The sequence below is a fragment of the Trinickia mobilis genome, from assembly GCF_017315705.1.
In the GTDB taxonomy this organism is placed as follows: domain Bacteria; phylum Pseudomonadota; class Gammaproteobacteria; order Burkholderiales; family Burkholderiaceae; genus Trinickia_A; species Trinickia_A mobilis.
This window is the reverse complement of the sequence record NZ_JAFLRF010000018.1, coordinates 32,750-53,526: the sequence shown is the minus strand read 5'-3', so window position 1 is coordinate 53,526 and position 20,777 is coordinate 32,750. Positions and strand designations below refer to the sequence as shown.

The 20,777-nt window shown below is 63.3% G+C and carries 17 protein-coding genes; 13 read left to right on the top strand and 4 right to left on the bottom strand.

The features are described 5' to 3' along the window. Nucleotide 1: 1 nt before the first annotated feature. The 12 genes from nirB (at nt 2) to J3489_RS22625 (ending at nt 13,068) form a co-directional block, all read left to right on the top strand. The gene (nirB, locus tag J3489_RS22675) at nt 2-2,434 is read left to right on the top strand and encodes a nitrite reductase large subunit NirB (RefSeq protein WP_207001822.1); all 2,433 of its coding nucleotides are present in this window, start codon (nt 2-4) and stop codon (nt 2,432-2,434) included. A 29-nt stretch (nt 2,435-2,463) separates the two neighbouring features. Continuing rightward, nucleotides 2,464-2,790 (top strand): nitrite reductase small subunit NirD, encoded by a 327-nt coding sequence (gene nirD / locus J3489_RS22670; protein WP_207001820.1) that lies wholly within the window; start codon nt 2,464-2,466, stop codon nt 2,788-2,790. Between the two features lie 94 nt (nt 2,791-2,884). Beyond that, nucleotides 2,885-5,587 carry a nitrate reductase gene (locus J3489_RS22665; RefSeq protein ID WP_207001818.1) on the top strand — a complete coding sequence of 901 codons (2,703 nt, stop codon included), beginning with the start codon at nt 2,885-2,887 and terminating at the stop codon, nt 5,585-5,587. A gap of 34 nt (nt 5,588-5,621) precedes the next feature. Beyond that, on the top strand, nt 5,622-6,425 hold the full coding sequence (cobA, locus tag J3489_RS22660) for a uroporphyrinogen-III C-methyltransferase (RefSeq protein WP_207001816.1): 804 nt from the start codon (nt 5,622-5,624) through the stop codon (nt 6,423-6,425). A gap of 254 nt (nt 6,426-6,679) precedes the next feature. Further along, nucleotides 6,680-7,255: an ANTAR domain-containing response regulator gene (locus J3489_RS22655; protein WP_207001814.1), complete on the top strand. Its 576-nt coding sequence runs from the start codon at nt 6,680-6,682 to the stop codon at nt 7,253-7,255. A gap of 69 nt (nt 7,256-7,324) precedes the next feature. After that, nucleotides 7,325-8,479, top strand: coding sequence for a CmpA/NrtA family ABC transporter substrate-binding protein (locus J3489_RS22650; RefSeq protein ID WP_207001812.1), 1,155 nt, complete (start codon nt 7,325-7,327; stop codon nt 8,477-8,479). Between the two features lie 250 nt (nt 8,480-8,729). Beyond that, nucleotides 8,730-8,882 carry a hypothetical protein gene (locus tag J3489_RS22645; RefSeq protein WP_207001809.1) on the top strand — a complete coding sequence of 51 codons (153 nt, stop codon included), beginning with the start codon at nt 8,730-8,732 and terminating at the stop codon, nt 8,880-8,882. A 39-nt stretch (nt 8,883-8,921) separates the two neighbouring features. Further along, the gene (locus J3489_RS22640; protein WP_207001807.1) at nt 8,922-9,731 is read left to right on the top strand and encodes a ThiF family adenylyltransferase; all 810 of its coding nucleotides are present in this window, start codon (nt 8,922-8,924) and stop codon (nt 9,729-9,731) included. Nucleotides 9,732-9,741: 10 nt separating this feature from the next. After that, entirely contained in the window at nt 9,742-10,521 is a 780-nt protein-coding gene (locus J3489_RS22635) for an MFS transporter (protein WP_207001805.1), read from the top strand. 426 nt (nt 10,522-10,947) lie between these two features. Further along, a complete protein-coding gene (locus J3489_RS22630) occupies nt 10,948-11,922 on the top strand; it encodes an amidohydrolase family protein (RefSeq protein ID WP_207001803.1) in 975 nt (324 codons plus the stop codon). A gap of 142 nt (nt 11,923-12,064) precedes the next feature. Next, a complete protein-coding gene (locus tag J3489_RS38350) occupies nt 12,065-12,199 on the top strand; it encodes a hypothetical protein (protein WP_255555194.1) in 135 nt (44 codons plus the stop codon). Nucleotides 12,200-12,393: 194 nt separating this feature from the next. After that, entirely contained in the window at nt 12,394-13,068 is a 675-nt protein-coding gene (locus J3489_RS22625) for a response regulator transcription factor (protein ID WP_207001801.1), read from the top strand. Between the two features lie 100 nt (nt 13,069-13,168). Here J3489_RS22625 and J3489_RS22620 read toward each other — a convergent pair whose 3' ends face one another. The 3 genes from J3489_RS22620 to J3489_RS22610 all read right to left on the bottom strand — a co-directional run bounded on the left by J3489_RS22620 (nt 13,169) and on the right by J3489_RS22610 (nt 17,191). Continuing rightward, nucleotides 13,169-13,726, bottom strand: coding sequence for an inclusion body family protein (locus J3489_RS22620; RefSeq protein ID WP_207001799.1), 558 nt, complete (start codon nt 13,724-13,726; stop codon nt 13,169-13,171). 188 nt (nt 13,727-13,914) lie between these two features. Continuing rightward, nucleotides 13,915-14,472: an AidA/PixA family protein gene (locus J3489_RS22615; RefSeq protein ID WP_207001797.1), complete on the bottom strand. Its 558-nt coding sequence runs from the start codon at nt 14,470-14,472 to the stop codon at nt 13,915-13,917. A gap of 616 nt (nt 14,473-15,088) precedes the next feature. Further along, a complete protein-coding gene (locus J3489_RS22610) occupies nt 15,089-17,191 on the bottom strand; it encodes a putative bifunctional diguanylate cyclase/phosphodiesterase (RefSeq protein WP_207001795.1) in 2,103 nt (700 codons plus the stop codon). Between the two features lie 548 nt (nt 17,192-17,739). On the opposite strand from J3489_RS22610, the gene J3489_RS22605 reads away from it, so the two are divergent. Continuing rightward, nucleotides 17,740-19,236: a trypsin-like peptidase domain-containing protein gene (locus J3489_RS22605; protein WP_309491405.1), complete on the top strand. Its 1,497-nt coding sequence runs from the start codon at nt 17,740-17,742 to the stop codon at nt 19,234-19,236. A gap of 21 nt (nt 19,237-19,257) precedes the next feature. On the opposite strand, the gene J3489_RS22600 is transcribed toward J3489_RS22605, so the two are convergent. Continuing rightward, on the bottom strand, nt 19,258-20,745 hold the full coding sequence (locus J3489_RS22600; protein WP_207001793.1) for a heavy metal sensor histidine kinase: 1,488 nt from the start codon (nt 20,743-20,745) through the stop codon (nt 19,258-19,260). Between the last annotated feature and the right edge of the window lie 32 nt (nt 20,746-20,777).

Genomic DNA, 20,777 nt, shown 5'->3' with positions numbered 1-20,777 from the left:
CATGAACAAGCCCCGTCTCGTCGTCATCGGCAATGGCATGGCCGGCATCCGCACGATCGAAGAGCTGCTCGCGCTCGCTCCCGATCACTACGACATCACCGTGTTCGGCGCCGAGCCGCATCCGAACTACAACCGCATCCTGCTCTCGCCGGTGCTGGCCGGCGAGCAGAAGTTCGACGACATCGTCCTCAATCCGCTCGCGTGGTACGAGGAAAACGGCGTGCATCTGCACCTCGGCAAGACGATCACGAGGATCGACCGCGTGAAGCGCGTCGTCGCGACGGATGACGGCATGGAGGCCCCCTACGACCGCTTGCTGATCGCGACCGGTTCGTCGCCGTTCATCCTGCCGGTGCCGGGCAACACGCTCAAAGGCGTGATCACGTATCGCGACATCTACGATACGGAAGCGATGATCGAAGCCGCCAAGGTCAAGCAGCACGCGGTCGTGATCGGCGGCGGCCTGTTGGGCCTCGAAGCCGCGAATGGCCTGAAGCTGCGCGGCATGGACGTGACTGTCGTGCACCTCGCCGATACGCTGCTCGAACGCCAGCTCGACGCGACCGCCGGCAAGCTGCTGCAGCGCTCGCTCGAAGAACGCGGGCTCGCGTTCCTGCTCTCGAAGGCGACGACGGAAATCCTCGGCGACGAAGCGGGCGTTGTGACAGGCGTGCGCTTCAAGGACGGCGACGCGCTCCCCGCCGACCTCGTCGTGATGGCCGCCGGCATCCGCCCGAACACGACGCTCGCCGAATCGGCGGGGCTGCATTGCAATCGCGGCATCGTCGTCAACGACACGCTGCAGACGTACGACCCGCGCATCTACGCGGTCGGCGAATGCGTGAGCCATCGCGGCGTCGCGTACGGCCTCGTCGCGCCGCTCTTCGAGCAGGCCAAGGTGTGCGCGAACCACCTCGCGCTGATGGGCATCGGCAGCTACAAGGGCTCGGTGCTGTCGACCAAGCTCAAGGTCACCGGCATCGATCTCTTTTCCGCGGGCGATTTCCTGGGCAACGACGGCACGGAGGAGATCGTGCTGTCCGACCCGTCGGGCGGCGTCTACAAGAAGCTCGTGATCAAGGACGACCAACTGGTCGGCGCCTGCCTCTACGGCGACACCGCCGACGGCGCGTGGTACTTCAAGCTCCTGCGCGAAGGCCGCAAGCTCGGCGAACTGCGCGACCACATCATGTTCGGCGAATCGAGCATCGGCGACGCGGGCGTGCAAGGCCACGACAAAGCGGCCTCGATGGCCGACAGCGACGAAGTCTGCGGCTGCAACGGCGTGTGCAAGGGCACGATCGTCAAGGCGATCGCCGAGAAAGGCCTCTTCACGCTCGACGACGTCAAGAAGCACACGAAAGCGGCAAGCTCGTGCGGCTCGTGCTCGGGTCTCGTCGAACAGATCCTGATGAGCACGGTCGGCACGAGCTTCCAGGAAACGCCGAAGACGAAGGCCGTCTGCGGCTGCACGGACCGCAGCCACGACGAAGTGCGCAAGGCGATCCGCCAGCACAAGCTGTTCTCGCACCAGGCCGTCTACGACTTCCTCGAATGGCGCACGCCGAACGGCTGCGCGACCTGCCGCCCCGCCATCAACTACTACCTGATCTCGACGTGGCCGCGCGACGCCGTCGACGATCCGCAAAGCCGCTTCGTCAACGAGCGCGTGCACGCGAACATCCAGAAGGACAACACGTTCTCGGTGGTGCCGCAGATGAAAGGCGGCGTCACGACGCCCGACGAATTGCGCCGCATCGCCGATGTCGCCGACAAGTACCGCATTCCGATGGTCAAGGTCACGGGCGGCCAGCGCATCGACTTGCTCGGCGTGAAGAAGGAGGACCTCGTCAACGTGTGGAAAGACCTCGGCATGAAGTCGGGCCACGCGTACGGCAAATCGATCCGCACGGTCAAGACCTGCGTGGGCAGCGAGTTCTGCCGCTTCGGCACGCAGAACAGCACGCAGATGGGCATCGATCTGGAAACGATGCTCGCGAACATGGGGTCGCCGCACAAAGTGAAGCTCGCCGTGTCCGGCTGCCCGCGCAATTGCGCGGAGGCCGGCATCAAGGACGTCGGCGTGATCGCGGTCGACAGCGGCTGGGAGCTGTATGTCGGCGGCAACGGCGGCATCAAGACCGAAGTCGCGCAGTTCCTCGCCAAGGTGAAGACGTCCGACGAGGTCAAGGAATACAGCGGCGCGTTCCTGCAGCTCTATCGCGAGGAAGCGCACTACCTCGACCGCACGGTGCACTACATCGCGCGCGTCGGGCTCGACTACGTCAAGAAGAAGATCGTCGACGACGCCGCGACCCGCAAGGCGCTCTACGAGCGTTTGCTGTACTCGCTCGAAGGACTGCCCGATCCGTGGGAAGCACGCGTGGGCGGTGCGCAGAAGCACGAGTACATCCCGATCAAGGTTGTCGCTTGAGCGACGTTTAGGGGTTTAAGGAACTGACCATGGATATGCAATTCCCTTCGACGTGGACTCATGTGTGCAACGTGTCCGACATCCCGCGTCTCGGCAGCCGCGTGCTCGAGCGTGCGCAAGGCAACGTCGCCCTCTTCCGCACCGCGCAGGACAAGGTGTTCGCGCTGCTCGACCACTGCCCGCACAAAGGCGGTGCGCTGTCGCAAGGCATCGTGCACGGCGAGACCGTCACGTGCCCGCTGCACGCGTGGAATATCGAGCTCGCAAGCGGCGAGGCGCGCGCGCCCGATGAAGGCTGCGCGCGGCGCTTTCCGGCGAAGGTGGAAGGCGACGCGGTTTTCGTCTGCCTCGCTTGAGCCGCTTGAATATGAACGGCCCCCACGCTCACGTTTGTTCGCTGCCCCCCGAGGGGGCGGATGCCTTCCTTGGGGCGGCCCGGCGGAAGGCATCATGAAAACCGTCACCCGTTCCACTTGTTGCTATTGCGGCGTGGGCTGTGGCGTGCTCGTCGAAGCCGAGGACGGCCGCATCACGGGCATTCAAGGCGATCCGGAGCATCCGGCCAATTTCGGGCGGCTGTGCACGAAGGGCCGCTCGCTGCCGCTGACGGTGCAAAGCGTGACGGGGCGCTTGCTGCGCCCCGAAATCCGCACGGCTCGCAACGCCGAGCGCGAGCCCGCCGATTGGGCGAGCGCGCTCGATCTCGTCGCCGAGCGGTTCGCGCGGGTGATCGAGCAGCACGGCCCCGATGCGGTCGCGTTCTACGTCTCCGGCCAGTTGCTGACCGAGGATTACTACGTCTTCAACAAGCTCGCAAAGGGGCTCCTCAAGACCAACAACATCGATACGAACTCGCGTTTGTGCATGTCGAGCGCGGTCACCGCGTACAAGAAGGCGTTCGGCGCAGACGGCCCGCCCACCTGCTATGAAGACCTCGAACTCGCGCAGACCGTGCTGTTCGCGGGCAGCAACATGGCGTACGCGCATCCGGTGCTGTTCCGGCGGCTCGAAGAAGCGAAGACGAAAAATCCGGCTATCCGCTGGATCGTCGTCGATCCGCGCCGCACCGACATGGCGGCGATGGCCGATCTGCATCTCGCGATCCAGCCGGGCACCGATGTCGCGCTCTTCAACGGCATGCTGCATCACCTCATCTGGGAAGGCCTGCTCGACCGCGCGTACATCGACGCGCACACCGTCGGCTTCGAGGCGTTGAAGGTGCTCGTGCGCGACTACACGCCGCGCATGGCGGCCGAGATCTGCGGGATCGAAGAGCGCGCGCTGCTGCAGGCGGCGGAGTGGTTCGGCGCGAGCCCGGCTGCGCTGTCGCTCTATTGCATGGGCCTCAATCAATCGAGCCACGGCACCGACAAGAACCTCGCGCTCATCAACCTGCATCTCGCGACGCGCCAGCTCGGCAAGCCGGGCGCGGGGCCGTTTTCGCTGACGGGGCAGCCGAACGCGATGGGCGGACGCGAAGTCGGCGGCATGGCGACGATGCTCGCCGCGCATCGCGACATCGGCAATGCCGAGCACCGTGCCGAGGTGGAAGCGCTATGGGGCGTAGAAGCTTTGTCGGACCGCCCGGGCCTGCCCGCCGTCGAGATGTTCGAGGCCGTGCGCAACGGCAAGATCAAGGCGATCTGGATCGCGTGCACGAACCCCGTGCATTCCATGCCCGATATCGCGCGCGTGCGCGAAGCGCTGAACACCGCGGAATTCGTCGTCGTGCAGGAAGCGTTCGCGCAAACCGATACCGTCCCCTACGCGGACGTGTTGCTGCCCGCCGCGAGCTGGGGCGAAAAATCGGGCACCGTCACGAATTCGGAGCGGCGCATCTCGCGCGTGCAAGCGGCGGTCGACGCGCCGGGCGAAGCGAAGCCCGACTGGTGGATCGTCAATGAAGTCGCACGCCGCATCGAAGCGAGGCTGGCGCCGGCGCAAACGCTGTTTCCGTTCGAAACGCCGCAAGCGGTGTTCGACGAACATCGCGTGCTGACTGCGGGCCGCGATCTGGATATCGGCGGGCTGTCGTACGCGAAGCTCGAAGCGGACGGCCCGCAGCAATGGCCGTTCGCGGCCGATGCGGCGCACGGCCAGGCGCGCCGCTACGCCGACGGCACCTTCGCCACCGCCAACGGCCGCGCGCGCTTTCATGCGACGGCCTATCTGCCGGTGGCGGAGCCGGTCGACGCGCGCTATCCGTTCCGGCTCGTCACCGGACGCCTGCGCGACCAATGGCACGGCATGAGCCGCACCGGCCGCGCCGGCGCGCTGTTCGCGCACGCGCCCGAGCCCGCGCTGACGATGCATCGCGCGGACGCCGCGCGGCGCGGGTTAAAGGACGGCGACCTCGTCGCCGTCGCGAGCCGCCGCGGCTCGCTCGTGCTGCCGGTGCAAGTGTCGGACGACGTCGCCTCGGGCACCGTGTTCGCGCCGATGCACTGGAACGGGCAATTCCTCAACAGCGGCGGCATCAACGAGACGACGGTGCCCGCCGTCGATCCGCATTCCGCACAGCCCGAACTCAAGCACGCCGCCGTGCGCGTGCAGGCAGCGGACCTGCCGTGGCGGCTCGTCGCCGCCAAGCGCGGCGGCGACGTGCTCGCGCTGCAGGCCGCCGTGCAGCCGCTCTTGCGCGAGCGGCGCTATGCCTCGGTGCGGATCGAAGCCGACGAGGACGGCGGCGAGATGCTGATCGTCTCGGCGGCCGACGCCAGGGCGCCCGCCGACTGGCTCAACCGTCTTCACGACGCCCTCGGCTTGCCGCGCGGCGAGGATCTGCTCGAATACCGCGACGCCCGGCGCGGCCACGAAAAACGCGTCGCGTGGCGCGACAACGTGGTCGACGGCTTCATGCTCGCGGGCGGTGCCAACGGCACGAGCGGCGCCGCCGCGCTGATCGACCGGGTCCGCGAAGCGGCGCCGTGGAGCGGCCCGCGGCACGCGGTGTTCGTCGAAGGCAAACGCGCGCCGCGCGACCGCGTGATCTGCAACTGCAAGCAAGTCACGCAATCGCAGATCGCCGACGCGATCGCAGCGGGCGCGGACCTTACCGAATTGAAATCGACACTCGGCTGCGGCAGCGTATGCGGTTCGTGCGTGCCGGAAATCCGGCGCCTCTACGTCGAGGCGCCTGCCGCGGCTCACTGATCGTTTGCATCGCGGCTATGACAGGAAGGACACGATGATGGCTACTGGCAAAGTCACGCTCTTGAGCACCGGCCCGGGCGACCTGGATTTGCTGACGATCCGCGCCGCGAAGGCGCTCGCACGCGCCGACGTCCTCCTGCTCGACGATCTCGCGAACGCGCAGATCGCGACGCTTGCGCCGAATGCGCGCGTGGTCCGCGTCGGCAAGCGCGGCGGCTGCAAATCGACGCCGCAAGCGTTCATTCAGCGACTGATGCGGCGCTATGCGTCGAAGGGGCTTCACGTCGTGCGCGCGAAAGGCGGCGACGCGCTCTTGTTCGGCCGCGCGGGCGAAGAAATCGCCGACTTGCGCCGCGCAGGAATCGAGGTCGAGATCGTCAACGGCATTTCGTCGGGATTCGCGGCGGCCGCGGGGCTTGGCGTGTCGCTCACGCATCGCGAGCATTGCCAGGGCGTGACGTTCGTCACGGCCCATCTGCAGGACAACAGCGAGCCCGATTGGGCCGCGCTCGCCGCGACCCGCACCACGCTTGCGATTTATATGGGCATGAGCCGGATCGAGCACGTGTGCGCGCGGCTTGGCGAAACGCTGGCGGCCTCGACGCCGGCGGCCGTCGTCCAATGGGCGGGAACGGCCGACGAGCGGCGCCTCTTGAGCCGGCTCGGCCGCCTCGCCGCCGATGCCGCCGCCGCCGGGTTCGGCAGCCCGGCGGTGATCCTGATCGGCGACGCGATCGGCGCGGCCGCGGCGTTTGCGCTCGGGGCCCCCGCCGGTGCGGCGCAGGGCGACGCCGAGACGGCGCGCCGACCCCTCGATGCGTACGCGTATGCGGCCTGAACGACGCGATTCAGCCCAATTCCGCGCGGATCGCCGCGGCGCCGAGCGGTTCGCCCGAGGTCGCAACCGCCGGAGCGCGCCCGCCGCGCCCGCCGCGCCCGCCGCGTCCGCCGCGTCCGCCGCGAACGCCGCGAACGCTCGGCGCTTACGCGAACCGCACGAACCTGCGTATATTGAACACATGAACGCCGCGCCGCCCTGCGCGCGACGGCGTCGAGACACTGGAACCTGATCTGCCGAGCCCTCCCTCCCCCATGCTGCGCGTGCTGCTCGTCACCGACACCGACAAACCCATCGGCGATTTGCGCGAGGCGCTCGCTCGACTCGGCTACGACATGCTGCCCGAGGCCGCGACGCCGCAGGCGCTGCCGAAGGTCGTCGAGAGCGAGCGGCCGGACGTGGTCATCATCGATACCGAATCGCCGTCGCGCGACACGCTCGAGCAGCTCGCCGTGATGAACGAAACGGCGCCCCGGCCCGTGCTGATGTTCAGCAGCGATTCGAACCAGCAATTGATCCGCGCGGCAGTCGGCGCGGGCGTGACCGCCTACCTCGTCGAAGGCCTCGCGGCCGAGCGGCTCGCGCCGATTCTCGAAGTCGCGCTCGCGCGCTTCGCGCACGAAGAGAAGCTGCGCCAGCGTCTTCTCCAAGTCGAAAGCGAACTGGCCGACCGCAAGATGATCGACCGCGCGAAACGGCTCCTGATGGACCGCCGCAAGATGTCCGAGCAGGAAGCGTATGCGACGCTGCGCAAGCGCGCGATGGACCAGGGCATCAAGGTTGCCGAAGTCGCGCGGCAGCTCGTTTCGATGGCCGATCTTCTCGGTTGAAAGCACGATGAACACCCCCCACGCTCACTATCGTTCGCTGCCCCCTCCCCCAAGGGGACGAGAGGCATCATGACTACGCCCACTCCCCCCCTAGCGCGCCCGGCCGAAGACACGTTCGGCAAGCCCGAGAAGACGCATCTGCGCCTTGGCTTCGTCGCGCTGTCCGACGTCGCGCCGCTCGTCGCCGCCAAGGTGCTCGAATTCGGCCACAGCCACGGGCTCACGCTCGAGCTGTGCCGCCAGCCGTCGTGGGCGGCCGTGCGCGACAAGCTGCTCTCGGGCGAGCTCGATGCCGCGCACGCGCTGTATGGGCTCGTCTACGGCGTGCAGCTCGGCATCGGCGGGCCGCAGGCGGACATGGCCGTGCTGCTCGTGCTCAATCGCAACGGTCAAGGCATCACGCTGTCGAACCGGCTCACGCACGCCGTGAAGGAGCATGGCAACCTCAAGACAGGGCTCGCTTCGTTGAACCGCGTGCCGGTCTTTGCGCAGACGTTTCCGACCGGCACGCACGCGATGTGGCTCTACTACTGGCTCGCGGCGCAAGGCGTGCATCCGCTGCGCGATATTCAGAGCGTCGTGATTCCGCCGCCGCAGATGGTCGATGCGCTCGCGGAAGACAAGCTCGACGGCTTTTGTGCCGGCGAGCCGTGGAACGCGGTTGCCGAAGCGCGGCGCGCCGGGCGGACCGCGATTGCGACGAGCGACATCTGGCCTGGTCATCCGGAGAAGGTGCTCGCGTGCCGGCGCGATTTCGTGTCGCTCTGTCCGAATACGGCGCGCGCGCTGGTGCAGACGATGCTCGAAGCGTGCCGCTGGGTCGATACGCGCGAGCATCGCTCGGAGATTTCAGCTTGGCTCGCGAAGCCCGATGTGCTCAACGTGCCGCGCGACGTGATCGAGCCGCGGCTCGTCGGGGTGTATGAAGGCGCGCAGTTCGCTAAGCCGCCGCTCGCGATGAGCTTCTTCGACGGCGGCAAGGTCAACTATCCGCGGCCGTCGGACGGCGAATGGTTTCTCGCTCAGTACCGGCGCTGGAATTTGCTGCGTGACGGCGACGGCGAGCGCGCCGGCGATGCGGCGATTGCCGCCGGCATCAATCAGACGTCGCTGTACCGCGAAGCAGCCGCCTTGAGCGGGGTCGAAATTCCGGAGGAGAGGCGCGTCGATGTTCTGTTCGATGGGCAGACGTGGGGCGGCCTGACAGGCGTGACGCAGAAATAGCGTCCGCGCGGCAATTAAACGAAGCAACCTTGGATTTGCTTGGCATACCTCACGTCATCGCTATGCAGATAGATTGACGTCGTCGCAATCGACGCATCGCGCAGGTTGTCCCCAGCAACGTGACAAAGCCCAATTTAATCCATTCGGCATACAAATTGAAAATATCTTGCAGAAACATTTCCGTTGCATTACGTTGCTTCGGACGCCTGAATTCCAGTTCTCTAGATTTTAATTATTTGGAGATGAACCCATGAACGACGTGTTTAATTCGGGCTCCTTTTCTAATAGCGACGAAGCTCTGATCCAATTGATGTATCGCGACGAGGAAGGTAACCGTTTGGAATCGCTGTTCACACCGCTTCAGTCAAACGAACCGGTTGAGCAATTCGTCCGTCGTACCTAAATCGAAAAGGGCCCGAGCCTTGCTGAAGCTTGGGCCCGTGTGATACGGCGCCCATACAAACCATCGATCAATAAATCGCATGATTTACTGGAATCCACTGTACGAGGTCTCGATGTCGGCCCATTCCATTTTTTAACGTTCGACGCAAATCCTATCGAAACGTTGCGACGGATAAGATCCGCGACGGTTTGTCTGCTTGGGGTTGGCGGAGTTGGCAGCGTCGTCTTACAACACCTGGTGGCACTTGGTGTCCGCAATTATATTCTCGTCGACAGCGATTGCGTCGAAGCTTCGAATTTGAATAGGCAGTTCATTTTTTCCCTGAACGACATCAAAAAAAGCAAAGTAGATGTAGCCGCGACATATATAGGCTCACGTATTGACGGTGCTTCTGTTAACCCCTTCACTAGCCGAGTCGACTCGCTGGAAGCGCTTGAGAGGATCCCTATTGGTCAATGCGACATTATTGTGAATTGCCTCGACACACCTCGACAGACCATAGACGATATTGCTTACGAATATGGATCTGCGCATGAAGTTGCGGTGATTACAGCGGGAGTCGGTGTCTATTATGGACATTGGGGGCCTTTGATTTGTTCCAGCGGGAACAATGTGACATATGGCGATTGGAAGCGACAACATTCAAAAACATCGGATGCATCATTCACTGAATTCAATGTCGAACCAATTCCGTGGTCGTTTGGGCCCACCAACACACTGAAAGCAACCAAAGTGGAAGTGGTCATGGCAGCCCAAACGGACCTCAGCGCGGAACTGTTGGCAAGCCCCCTTTTCACGATCACGCCGTCATGCCGGAGCGTTGGACACGGTACCCACAAATGCCGTTGACCAAACTGAGATGGAGCGCCATCTCTCATTGGCTTTCCCCCATCAAGCGGTGCTCTATGCATTGGCACTTGGACATGAGGATGCGAGCAGGGGGCCGAATATATCTCGGAATTGCAACCCGAATCAATCACATCTTTCAGACATCGCCGACGGAGTCAACCTCCTCTGGAGAAACGAAATTCAAAGAACCATTGCTATAGCAGCGGGCTTTTTCAATCTTTTTCACACTGCATTTCTGACCATTTTTACTGTTTACGCGTTAAAGGAGCTTGGTTTTGATTCTGCCTCATTCGGAACAGTCGTGTCGGTGGTCGGTCTGGCAGGCTTATTCGGAGCCCTGTGTGCTCCCAGAATGATCAATCTTCTCGGCGTTCGCACGGCTTTGACCGGATCCCTGCTTGCCATCGGTCCAATCGGTATTCCAATCCTTTTTGCTGACCATTTCCCATTTTTACAGCGAGCAGCCCTCATCGCCGGGTGTCTTGCGGCGTGGGACTTCTTGATTGTCGTTCACGTCATAGTCGAACAAACCGTTCGCCAGGCGATGGTCGCCAACAGACATCTATCCAGAATCACCGCAACCACGCGTTTCGTGAGCTGGGGGGCAGATCCGGTTGGTGCGCTGCTGGGAGGGTTCGCAGCAACCTCTATAGTCGGAAGCAGAGGCGCATTACTGATCTGCCTGCTGGGGTTCGCATCCTCCGGGGCACTATTGCTGACATCGAAGGGTATTAGAGGTTTGAACGCTATGGATTTTCGACCCATAGATGGGCACACGATAAGTGACTGACGACCGCGAGACTTTTCAGTGAGGACCCAGGGGCGAGTGCCGCGCCAAGCTTGCCTAACGCCCGCTGCATGCGGCGTGACCACAAGCACGCCGCGATCAACGCAAGCGGCGCGACAAAAATCAATGTTCTTCGTACGACGTTGCAATGGCAATCGCCGAACGGCAGTCCGCAAACGGTCACCCCTGTAAAACGTCGCGTCGCTAATTCCTGCCCTACGACACACCTTGACTCTATATTTTCCACGTGTATAGTATTACTCGGAAACCGGCCAGAACGATGCCATTTGCGAGGCCACGCGCCGATAGCGAATGCTGACGCGACGGCCGTTCGTGCCGCTTTGTCCAAGTCGTGCAAGCGGCCAATGCTACGAGACAGCGCTGGCGATCCCATCCATCAGCACTGTCCAATATCGAAGGAATATGACGATGTCCCTCACTGTCGACGTTCACCACCACATTCTTCCCGAGGTCTTCTGGCGCGCAACGAACGACGCGCACAGCCCCGTCGGCGGGATCGTGCCCGCGCCTTGGTCGAAGGAGTCCACGCTATCTTTCATGGATGACGCCGGGATCGACGTTGCGATTACCTCCATCAGCACGCCGGGCGTCCATATGGGCGATGATGCCGCCGCCCGCGATCTTGCCCGCCGGGTGAACGAAATATCTGCGGGGCTGATCCAGGAGCGTCCCGAACGCTTCGGCGGATACGCGGCACTACCGTTGCCCGATGTCGACGGTGCGTTGCGCGAGTTGGAATACAGTCTGGACGTTCTCAAGCTGGATGGTGTCGTACTTTTCTCCAACGCGCGCGGCATCTATCTCGGCGATACGCGATTCCGTCCTCTGTTCGACGAGTTGGAAAGACGCGGAGCTGTCGTCTTCCTGCACCCGACGTCGTCCCCAGACGCGGCCGCCCGCAGCCTTGGACTGCCGGATACGTTGATCGATTTCACTGCTGACACGACGCGGGCGGTGGCGCAACTGCACTATGGCAATACCTTCGCACGCACCCCGAACGTGAAATATATTATTTCTCACGCCGGCGGCACGATTCCCTATTTGGCGGCACGTTTTTCAGTCGTCGACGAGATGAACGTGATCCCTGGTGCGGAAGAGCGCGGGACCGCTGCGGACACGCTTCGCAGGCTCTATTGGGACACGGCGGTGTCGTGGCGGCCACCTATCCTGCGGATGCTTCGTTCTGTAGTCGGCATGGACCAGGTGCTTTTCGGCTCCGACTATCCGTATCTTCGCCGAGATCTAGCCGTCGCTTGCCGCCAAGAGATCGAGACAAGCGCGGAACTTGACAGCGAAGAAAGCCGCGCCGTCCTTAGCGGTAACGCGCTGAAGCTGTTCCCGCGGCTGGCTGCGCTCGGGGCGACCGGGAAGGAAAACGCTTAAACCCTGCGTCGTGATCCTGGGGCAAGCCGCTAGGATCCGGAAAGAGCGAATTGCGCGGCGCTTCGGCCTCGCGCAGGTCCTTCGCCTTGAGCCTGAGCGAAATGATCGGCCCCGCGAGCTCGATTCGCGTGAGCCGCTCCTCGTGCTGATCAACAATGCCGGCTACGGCCACATTCAGCCGTTCGAGCACGTGCCAGGCACGAGGCTCGCACGACGCTGGAGCAGCTTCATCAGCTCAACACCGTGCGTCGAGGCGTGCCGCCGCGAGCCGTCCTGAACCTGCCGACATTCGTCGATTGGGCGTCTGGCAGGCGTGATCCGCCTGCAGCCACAGTGCTGCCGTTCTTCGCGGGACGGGAATAAACGCGCAGCCCCCCGTGTTTGCCTCCATGAAGCCTCGTTCGAAATATCTCGGGCACCGGACAAGACCGTGCCGTCGCGTGCGGCTGCCTGACCAAGCGGACTCGAAACATGGCAAAGGTATTGACGATCGAAGATGACGAGCTGATCACTCGGGACGTCGTGTGCACGCTCACCGCGAGCGGTCTGACCGTGGACGTCGCCCATACGGGCCGCGAGGGACTGGCGAAGGTGATGGGGGGCAACTACGATGTGGTGACGCTCGATCGGACCCTGCCCGACCTCGACGGCTTGACGATCGTCGCGACGATGCGCGGCGTCGGCATGGAGACGCCGGTGTTGATGACGAGTGCGATGTCGGAGGTCGAACAGCGCATTCAGGGGTTGCGTGCCGGCGCCGACGATTACTTGTCGAAGCCGTTCTCGTCGGAAGAGATGGCAGCGCGCGTGGAAGTCTTGCTGCGCCGGCGGCCGCAGGCGGAGAAGACCGAAACGATGCTGCGCCAGGGGCCGCTCGAACTCGACCTCGTGCGGCGCAAAGCCAAGTTTCGCGAGCGCAAGCTCGAACTGCAGCCCACCGAGTGGCGCATGCTCGAATTCATGATGCGGCATGCCGGGCACATCCTGACGCGCACGATGATTTTCGAAGCCGTATGGGACTGCCGCTTCGATCCCGGCACGAACCGAATCGACGTGCATGTCGGACGCTTGCGCAAGAAGATCGACATCGCCGGAGAACGCTCGATGATCCGCACGATTCGCGGCTCGGGATACCGGTTCGGTTGATCCGAGCGACGGCTAAAAAAACGCACGCCGGCCCCGCGCTGTCACGCGAGTCCTGACGTGCGCCGTTTCTTATTCTTCTAAAGTGCCGCCAAGCGCCCGATTACGCCGGAACCGTGATGTAAGGGTCCCACCAGTAGTAACCGTACAGTTCTTGTTTCTGCCCGCCGACGAGCGTGTAGAGACCGAAGCTGACGCCGAAGCCCTCCCGGCCGCTCTGCCTGACCGACGAGCCGAAGGTCGCGAAAGTCATCTGCTTTTGCAGCGGCGGCAGGCCGTTGCGGCTCGGAGAGTCAGGATTGGGCTGGACCGCACCGTTTCTCACAACCGTATCGGCGCTGAACTGATTGAACACCTGGTCGCCCTGGAAATGCTTGATGTTGTAGACGATCACCGCGTCATCGGAGTTGTCGTAGATCGACACCCCGGTAAACAGGACGCGGTCGCCCGGGTACGCGACGAACTCAAGGTCGCCCGTGCCCTGCCCCTTGATGATGCTGCGCGCGCCGGTACAGATCATGAATTGATGGTCGTGCGCGATGCCTGTCGGGTTGTTCGGATCCTTGCTGCCGTTCGGATAATGGGCCTTGATGTATTCCGTGTCGACAATCACAAGGATGTTGATGTCTTCTGCGCTCGCTGACAAAACGACGTCTGCCATGTTTAACCTCCATTTGCTTGATGAAATGAATTTAAACGTGACGGTACTGCGCCAACCCCGTCATCGCCAATTTCCTCCTATTTTTTATTTAACGCACCTGTCGGTGTAAACAGGTTTTGGATCCGATTCACGCGTCAAATAAGTGCCGCGATGGAAAAGGCGCTTTTGGATATTTAAATTACAACCGATTACACAACGTCTATCGCCGGATTACAGACGTAATAACCAAACGGGTCCTGACGCTGGCCGTTTGAGGAAAGCGCGTAAAGCGCAAAGGCGATTTCGATCCGTTCAGCGCCGTGTGCCATGACGGTCGTATCGAAGCTCGAGAAATGGGCTTGGCACTCGACGGGCGGCAGCCCGTCGCGGGAAGGGGAATCCGGGTCGGGCCGCACGGCCCCTTCTCTGGTGAGGAAGACTTGCTCGAAGTGGTCGAAGACCTGCATTCGCGAGGACGGATGGACACGGTAGGCAATCACCGCATCGCTTGCATTGCCGCCAATCGATGTGACCCGGATCGCCACCTGGTCACCGGCTTTCGCCCGCAATCGCAGCTTGCCTGCCCCCTGTCCATGGACGATGGCCCGCGAACTCGGGCTGATCAGGAACTGGCCTTCGTGAGCGATCGGCTGCGGATGCTCGATGTTCTCGTTCGGCCCATAGGCACATTTGACATTTGCCGTATCGATGACCACCAGCACATTGATTCGGCGCGCTTGCGCGTGCTTGCCGATGTTGGCCGCCATGACGAAACCTCCGTTCATTGTCGTCGGATAAACGCCAATCTGCTCTCGATCCCACGTTGACGCACCTGTCAAAGTCTGCAGAAAGCGTTCGATTTCCTCGCTGGCCTGGAAATCAAAATTGATTTGATAAAAATTTTGAATAATGCGGCATCATGGGCATAAAGTATCAGCCTGAACCTGATAAGCAGCATATAGCACTGGAGAGCTAGAAGAAAATCCACCCCGATTGCAATCGATTTCGACCTGGCAATCGAACGAACCGATTAACTGAAATCTCATGATAATCGGAAACAGGGCAAACGATTACCGAATGGATCGGTTATTTGCATTTGCTGCCGCAGTCAACATTTTCGACATCGGTTTGCACAAGCGTGCTGCTTGGCTTGTCGGCGAGATTCTGTGACAGCGCCACCCTGGTCGTCGCCGGATTACTTCCGCCTAGTCGAAACCGCCGGGGGTCTCGATCAGCATGTTCAGGCTCATCAGAAGGCCGAAAGCATTCTGCTTGCGATCATCGTCGATCACCGCGTCTTGAGCCCGGCAGGCGGGGCGCTCCGGAACGCGCGGGGCCCCCTGTCTCGCCGATGTGCGAAGTGCGCTGCATGCAGGCAGGCATTCATCTCGCGCGGCGGCGTGGATCCGAGTCGGCCGCGTCGCCGTTGCTTTGTTCGAAGACGGCGCGCGGCATCGGCTTGCCGAACAGATAACCCTGCGCGAGCTTGCAGCCATGCGCGAGCAGATAGTCCGCCTGCTCCAGCGTCTCGACGCCTTCGGCCACCGATTCGAGTTCCAGCGCCGCGGCAATCGAGAGCATGGCTTTGATCAGTTCGCGCTTGTCGCGCTGCTCCAGCATGTCCTTGACGAACGAGCGATCGATCTTGATCTGTCTGACCGGAAATCGATGCAGATAGCTCAATGCCGAATACCCCGTGCCGAAATCGTCGATCGACACGGGCAGCCCCATGGCCTTGAGCGCCGCCAGCGTCGCGGCCACCTCGCTGTTGTCTTCGAGCAGCAGGCTCTCGGTGATTTCGAGCTCCAGCCATTCGGCTTTGCAGCCGGTTTCGTCGAGGATGCGGCGTATCGAGCCTGCCAGGTCGTGGCGCACGAACTGGCGCGTGGAAAGATTCACTGCCACCTTGATCGACTGCCCGCGCTCGCGATTCCAATCTGCCACCGTTGCACACGCGGTCCGCAACACCCATTCGCCGATGTCCACGATCAACCCGGCGTCTTCGGCAATCGGAATGAAGTCGTTCGGCATCACGAGCGCGTGGCCCGGCCGGCGCCAGCGCAACAGGGCTTCGGCGCCGGTCACACGGCGCGTCGTCAACTCGATCTGCGGCTGGTAGTACAGCACCAATTCTTCGTTTTGCTGCGCCTTGCGCAGTGCCGCCTCGATGTCCATGCGGCTGACCGACCGCACGGTCAGCTCCTTCTCGTAGAACTGGAAGTTGTTACGCCCCAGGCGCTTGGCGTGATACATCGCGGAGTCGGCGTATTTGTACAGCGAGCCGACTTCGGTGCTGTCGCCGGGATAGCGCGCGATGCCGATGCTGCCCGTCACGAACAGCTCCTGGCCGTTGATTACGAATGGCTTCGCGAGCTGGAGCAGGATGTCGTCGGCGACGGCGGCCAGGTCTTCGCCGTGCCGCATGCCGGGCAGCAAGACCGAGAATTCGTCGCCGCCGAGACGCGCCACGGTATCGCCTTCCCGCACGCAGGCCTGCATGCGCGCGGCGGCTTCGCACAGCACCCGGTCGCCGGCATCGTGGCCGAGCGCATCGTTGATTTCCTTGAAGTTGTCGAGATCGAGCAACATCAGGCCGAAGCGGCGAGCGTCGTGACCGCTGACGCCAGCGACCATCCGGGCGATGCGCTCGAGCAGCAGCGCCCGATTCGGCAATCCGGTCAGGCTGTCGTAAAAGGCCTGGTGACGGATTTTGCGGCGGTACTGATCGATTTCCGTGATATCGCGGCCTACCGCGAGCGCATGCGTCACATCGCCGGACTGGTTGAATTCCGGCGCCATGCGCACGTGCGTGCAGTGTTCCTGGCCGCCCCTTTGCCAGTGCAATTCGAAATTGCGAGGCGCCTTGTGCTCGAACACCTCGCGAAGCATGTTCTCGTATTCCTGCGCGGAAGCGCCGCCCGGAAATTGCGAGGGTGTCGTGCCGAGGATGCGCGCCAAGTCGCCGCCCATGTCGGTCACGAGCCGCGGGTTGGCATAGAGACGCCGGCAGTCGGGGCCATAGCGCGCAATCGTGTCCGGCGAATTCTCGACGAGCGTGCGGAACTCCTGCTCGCGTTCGCGCAAACGCTCTTCCATGCGCTTGCGCTCCGTAATGTCCCGCACGACGCAGACGCCGAATCTGGCGCCCTGATGCTCGGCCACGGTAGCGCTGATTTCGACGGGAAAAACGCGCCCGCCGCGGTCGCGATGGCGCGATTCGACGATGCCGGTAAAACTATCGTCGAACCGGCGCTCGAGCCGCCGCAGCATTTCGCTCGAAACCGCGGGATCGATGTCCAGCAGGGTCATCGTCAGAAGCTCTTCACGGCTGTAGCCGAGCGAGCGGCAGGCTGCGTCGTTGACGTACGCGAAGCGCAGTTGCTCGTCGACGAGGAAGATCGCGTCGGACGAAAGATTGATGGCGCGCTCGAGCAACTCCATGCTCGCCTGAACTGGCTCGCACGCGGCGTTTGCAGCTTTATTCATCGCCACTCAGCTTTCAGGTATCGAGGCGGTACGACACCGCGAGCATCGAAGTTGGAAGCGGCCTCGCCAGTCGCGGCGATCAGTTGGGTCAGCGAATTCAGAAAATTTATCCTCGTACTCAAGCGCACTTGCCCGCTCTGCTACAGCCCGCGTTGAAGCGACTGCTTAATACATAGCGACCGCCCATCACCTTGCTGCTCCTTGACTGGGTAAACGGCTGCGGCCTCGCGTCTCTATAGCGGAAGTCAGGTAAGGATTGACTGATATTTACTTAGGGATAACGGCATCGCGCTTTCACTCTTTAGCGCGGTGCGGCTTCGCGTATCGCGCAGGCGAGCACTCCGGCGCACGTTGGGGCGACCGCTATCGCACCGGATCAATCCGGTTTCGTTGCACGCATCGAATAAATTTTCTACCTCCTCGGTGTGCTGCATCACAGTCGCCGGTTGCCGTGCGCGAAATAATGCTGCCACCGTGCTTGTCAGCCCACCGGCGCCCATCACACGTTGCGCCCGGCTCCCGGCATACGACCACCTTGGAGGTGCGTTGTGTTCCACTCGCCTTGCTTGCGCACTTGGCTCAACGCCGCCGTGCTGGTTCTCGCCGTCTCCGGATGTCCCTGCCTGCACGCGACGGCGCTCGCGGCCGGCGCTGCCCCGCTGCCCGCCGCGCCCGCGAAAGCCATGCGCATGGCGAGCGCCAACGCAGCAGCGCAAGTCGACTTCCCGACGCTCGTGGAGCGCTACGGCCCCGCGGTCGTGAACATCAGCACGGCAGCCCCCGATCAGCAAGCGTCGGCGCAAGCGCCCGTGCCGATCGATACCGACGATCCGTTCACCGCGTTCTTCAAGCGCTCGGCGCCCGCGTCGTCGTCGGATTCGCAAGGCAGCCCGCCGCGTGCGATCTCGGGCAGCGGGTCCGGTTTCATCGTCAGCCCCAACGGAGTCATTTTGACCACCGCGCATGTGGTGGATTCCGCCGACGAAGTGACGGTGACCCTGACCGACAAGCGCCAGTTCAAGGGCAAGGTGCTCGCGGCCGACGTCCAAAGCGACGTCGCGGTGGTCAAGATCGACGCCGCGCGGCTGCCCGTGGTCAGGCTTGGCGACTCCTCGCGCTTGCGCGTCGGCGAACCGGTGCTGACAATCGGCGCGCCCGACGGCTTCGACAACACCGTCACGAACGGCATCGTCAGCGCCACGTCGTACATGATGCCGGACGGAGCCAACTTCCCGTTTTACCAGACCGACGTGTCCGTCAATCCCGACAACTCGGGCGGCCCGATCTTCAACCGCGCGGGCGAAGTGGTCGGCATCCACGAGCAGATCTACGCGGACACGGAGCGCTACCAGAGCCTGACGTTCGCGATTCCGATCAACCTGGCGAACAAGGTGCGCGCGCAGGTGCAAGTGCAAGCGCAAGCGCAAGCGCAGCGCAAGGTATCGCGCGGCGCCCTGGGCATCGACGTGCAGGACGTCGACCCCGGATTGGCCGGCGCGTTCGGGCTGCCGCAGGCCGCAGGCGCGCTCGTCACCGCCATCGAGCCCGGCACCCCGGCTGCCGCGAGCGGCCTCAAACCGGGCGACGTGGTCGTTCAAGTCGGCGACCAGCCGATCGATCGCGCCGCCGATCTCGCCGACCGCTTGGCGGACCCGCCGCCCGGCGGCAAGACCGTGCTCAAGCTGATCCGCAACCGCAGGCCGATGACGATCATGGTCGGCACCGGCGCGAGCGCGGCCGATGACGACTTGGGCCCTCGGCAAAGCGATGCCGGCATGGGGGACCGCCTCGGCTTGACCGTGCATCCGATGACACCCGCCGAGCTGCGCGCGAACGGGCTCGCACGCGGCTTGATCGTGGACGGCGTTTCCGGCGCCGCGGCAAGCGCCGGCATTCAGCCCGGGGACATCATCCTGTCGCTCAACGGCACGCCGGCCAGATCGCAGCGGCAAGTGGTCGCGCTCGCGGCCAGGGCGGGGAAAGAAGTCGCGCTGCTGATCCAGCGCGACAATGCGCGCAGTTTTGTTTCGCTCGAACTCAGATGAGCGGGCGAATTCGCGGATAGGTCAGCGCCCCGAGCGCGCGCCGAGGCTGCGCACGTTCGAAGCCAGCTCGACCGCGGCGCTCGGCGCCGCCCTCGCCGCCGCGATCTCGCGCGTCTCGCGATCCGGCTCGCGCGGCTCGGCGTGCCCCGCCGTCACCGAAAACCCGAACGTATTGAGTCCGCCCGCGCTCGTCGCGAACGCAGTGCCGCCGTGCATCTCGGCGACCGCCTTCACGATCGCGAGCCCGAGCCCGTGGTTCTCGCGGCTGTTGGTCCGCGACGCTTCCACGCGGTAGAAGCGGTCGAACAGATGGCTCATCACCGCCGGATCGATCGGCTCGCCGGGGTTCGCCACCGAGATGCGCACATGTTCGTTGTGCCGCGCGACCGTCACTGTCACGGTCATGCCGTGCGTGCAATGCTGAAGCGCGTTCATGAGCAGATTCGTGCACGCTCGCCCGAACAGCGACGTATTGACCGGCGCCCGCGCATCGCCGTGCGAGACGGCCCGCACCTGCGCCTCGTCGAACGGCATCTCGAGATAATCGAGCGTGCGCCCCACCTCCGCTGCCAGCGACACTTCGACGAGCCCCGTCGCCCGTTCGCCCTGATCGGCGCGCGCGAGGAACAGCATGTCGTTGATGATGCCGCGCATGCGTTCGAACTCTTCGAGATTCGATTGCAGCGTATGCCGCAAATCTTCGATCGAGCGATTGCGCGCGGTGAGCGCGACTTCGGTCTGGCCGATCAGGATCGTGACCGGCGTGCGCAGTTCGTGCGCGACGTCGGCGTTGAACGACTCCAGGCGCCCGTAAGCGACGTCGAGCCGTTCAAGCGCGCCGTTGAACGAATTCGCGAGGTCGTTCAGTTCATGCGGCAGCGAGCGTGCGTCGAGCCGCTGCGAACGGTTGTTCGGGCTGACCGCCTGCGCGTCGCGCGTCAAGCGCGCGAGCGGCGCGAGCCCGAGCTTCGCCACCGAGTAGCTGAGCACCAGCACCGCCAGCGTGCCGAGCCCGACCAGCGCGGCAAGCGCGAAGCCGAAGACGCGCAGCGTCCGCGTGTTCTGCGCGCAGGACGCAGCGACTTGCAACTGCACCTCGGGACGCACGCCGCTCGCCGGTATCGTCATCGTGTTGACGAGCATGTCGGACGCGCGTTTGCCTTCAGGCCGCACTTTCTGATACCCAAACCCCCAATCGGCGATCACCGTCCCCCTGACCGGTTGGCCGTACTGGAAATGCGGATCGGGGCTCGTCACCGAATACTGCGTGGTGCGATCGCGCGGCGTCATGTCCGTGAGCTTCTCGCGCGTCATTTTCCATTTCTCGGGCGTCGCCGAATGCGTGACGATGAGCTGCGCAATCTCGCGGCGATCGTCGAGCGATTCGCGCAGATGGTGTTCGAGCTGTGCGCGCAGCACCAGGAACAGCCCGGTGCCCACGAGCGCGAACACGAACAGCGCGACGAGTGCGAACATCATCGCAAGCCGCCTTGCGATTGACTTGTTCATGATGCCTCCCGTCCCCCAAGGGGAGGGGGCAG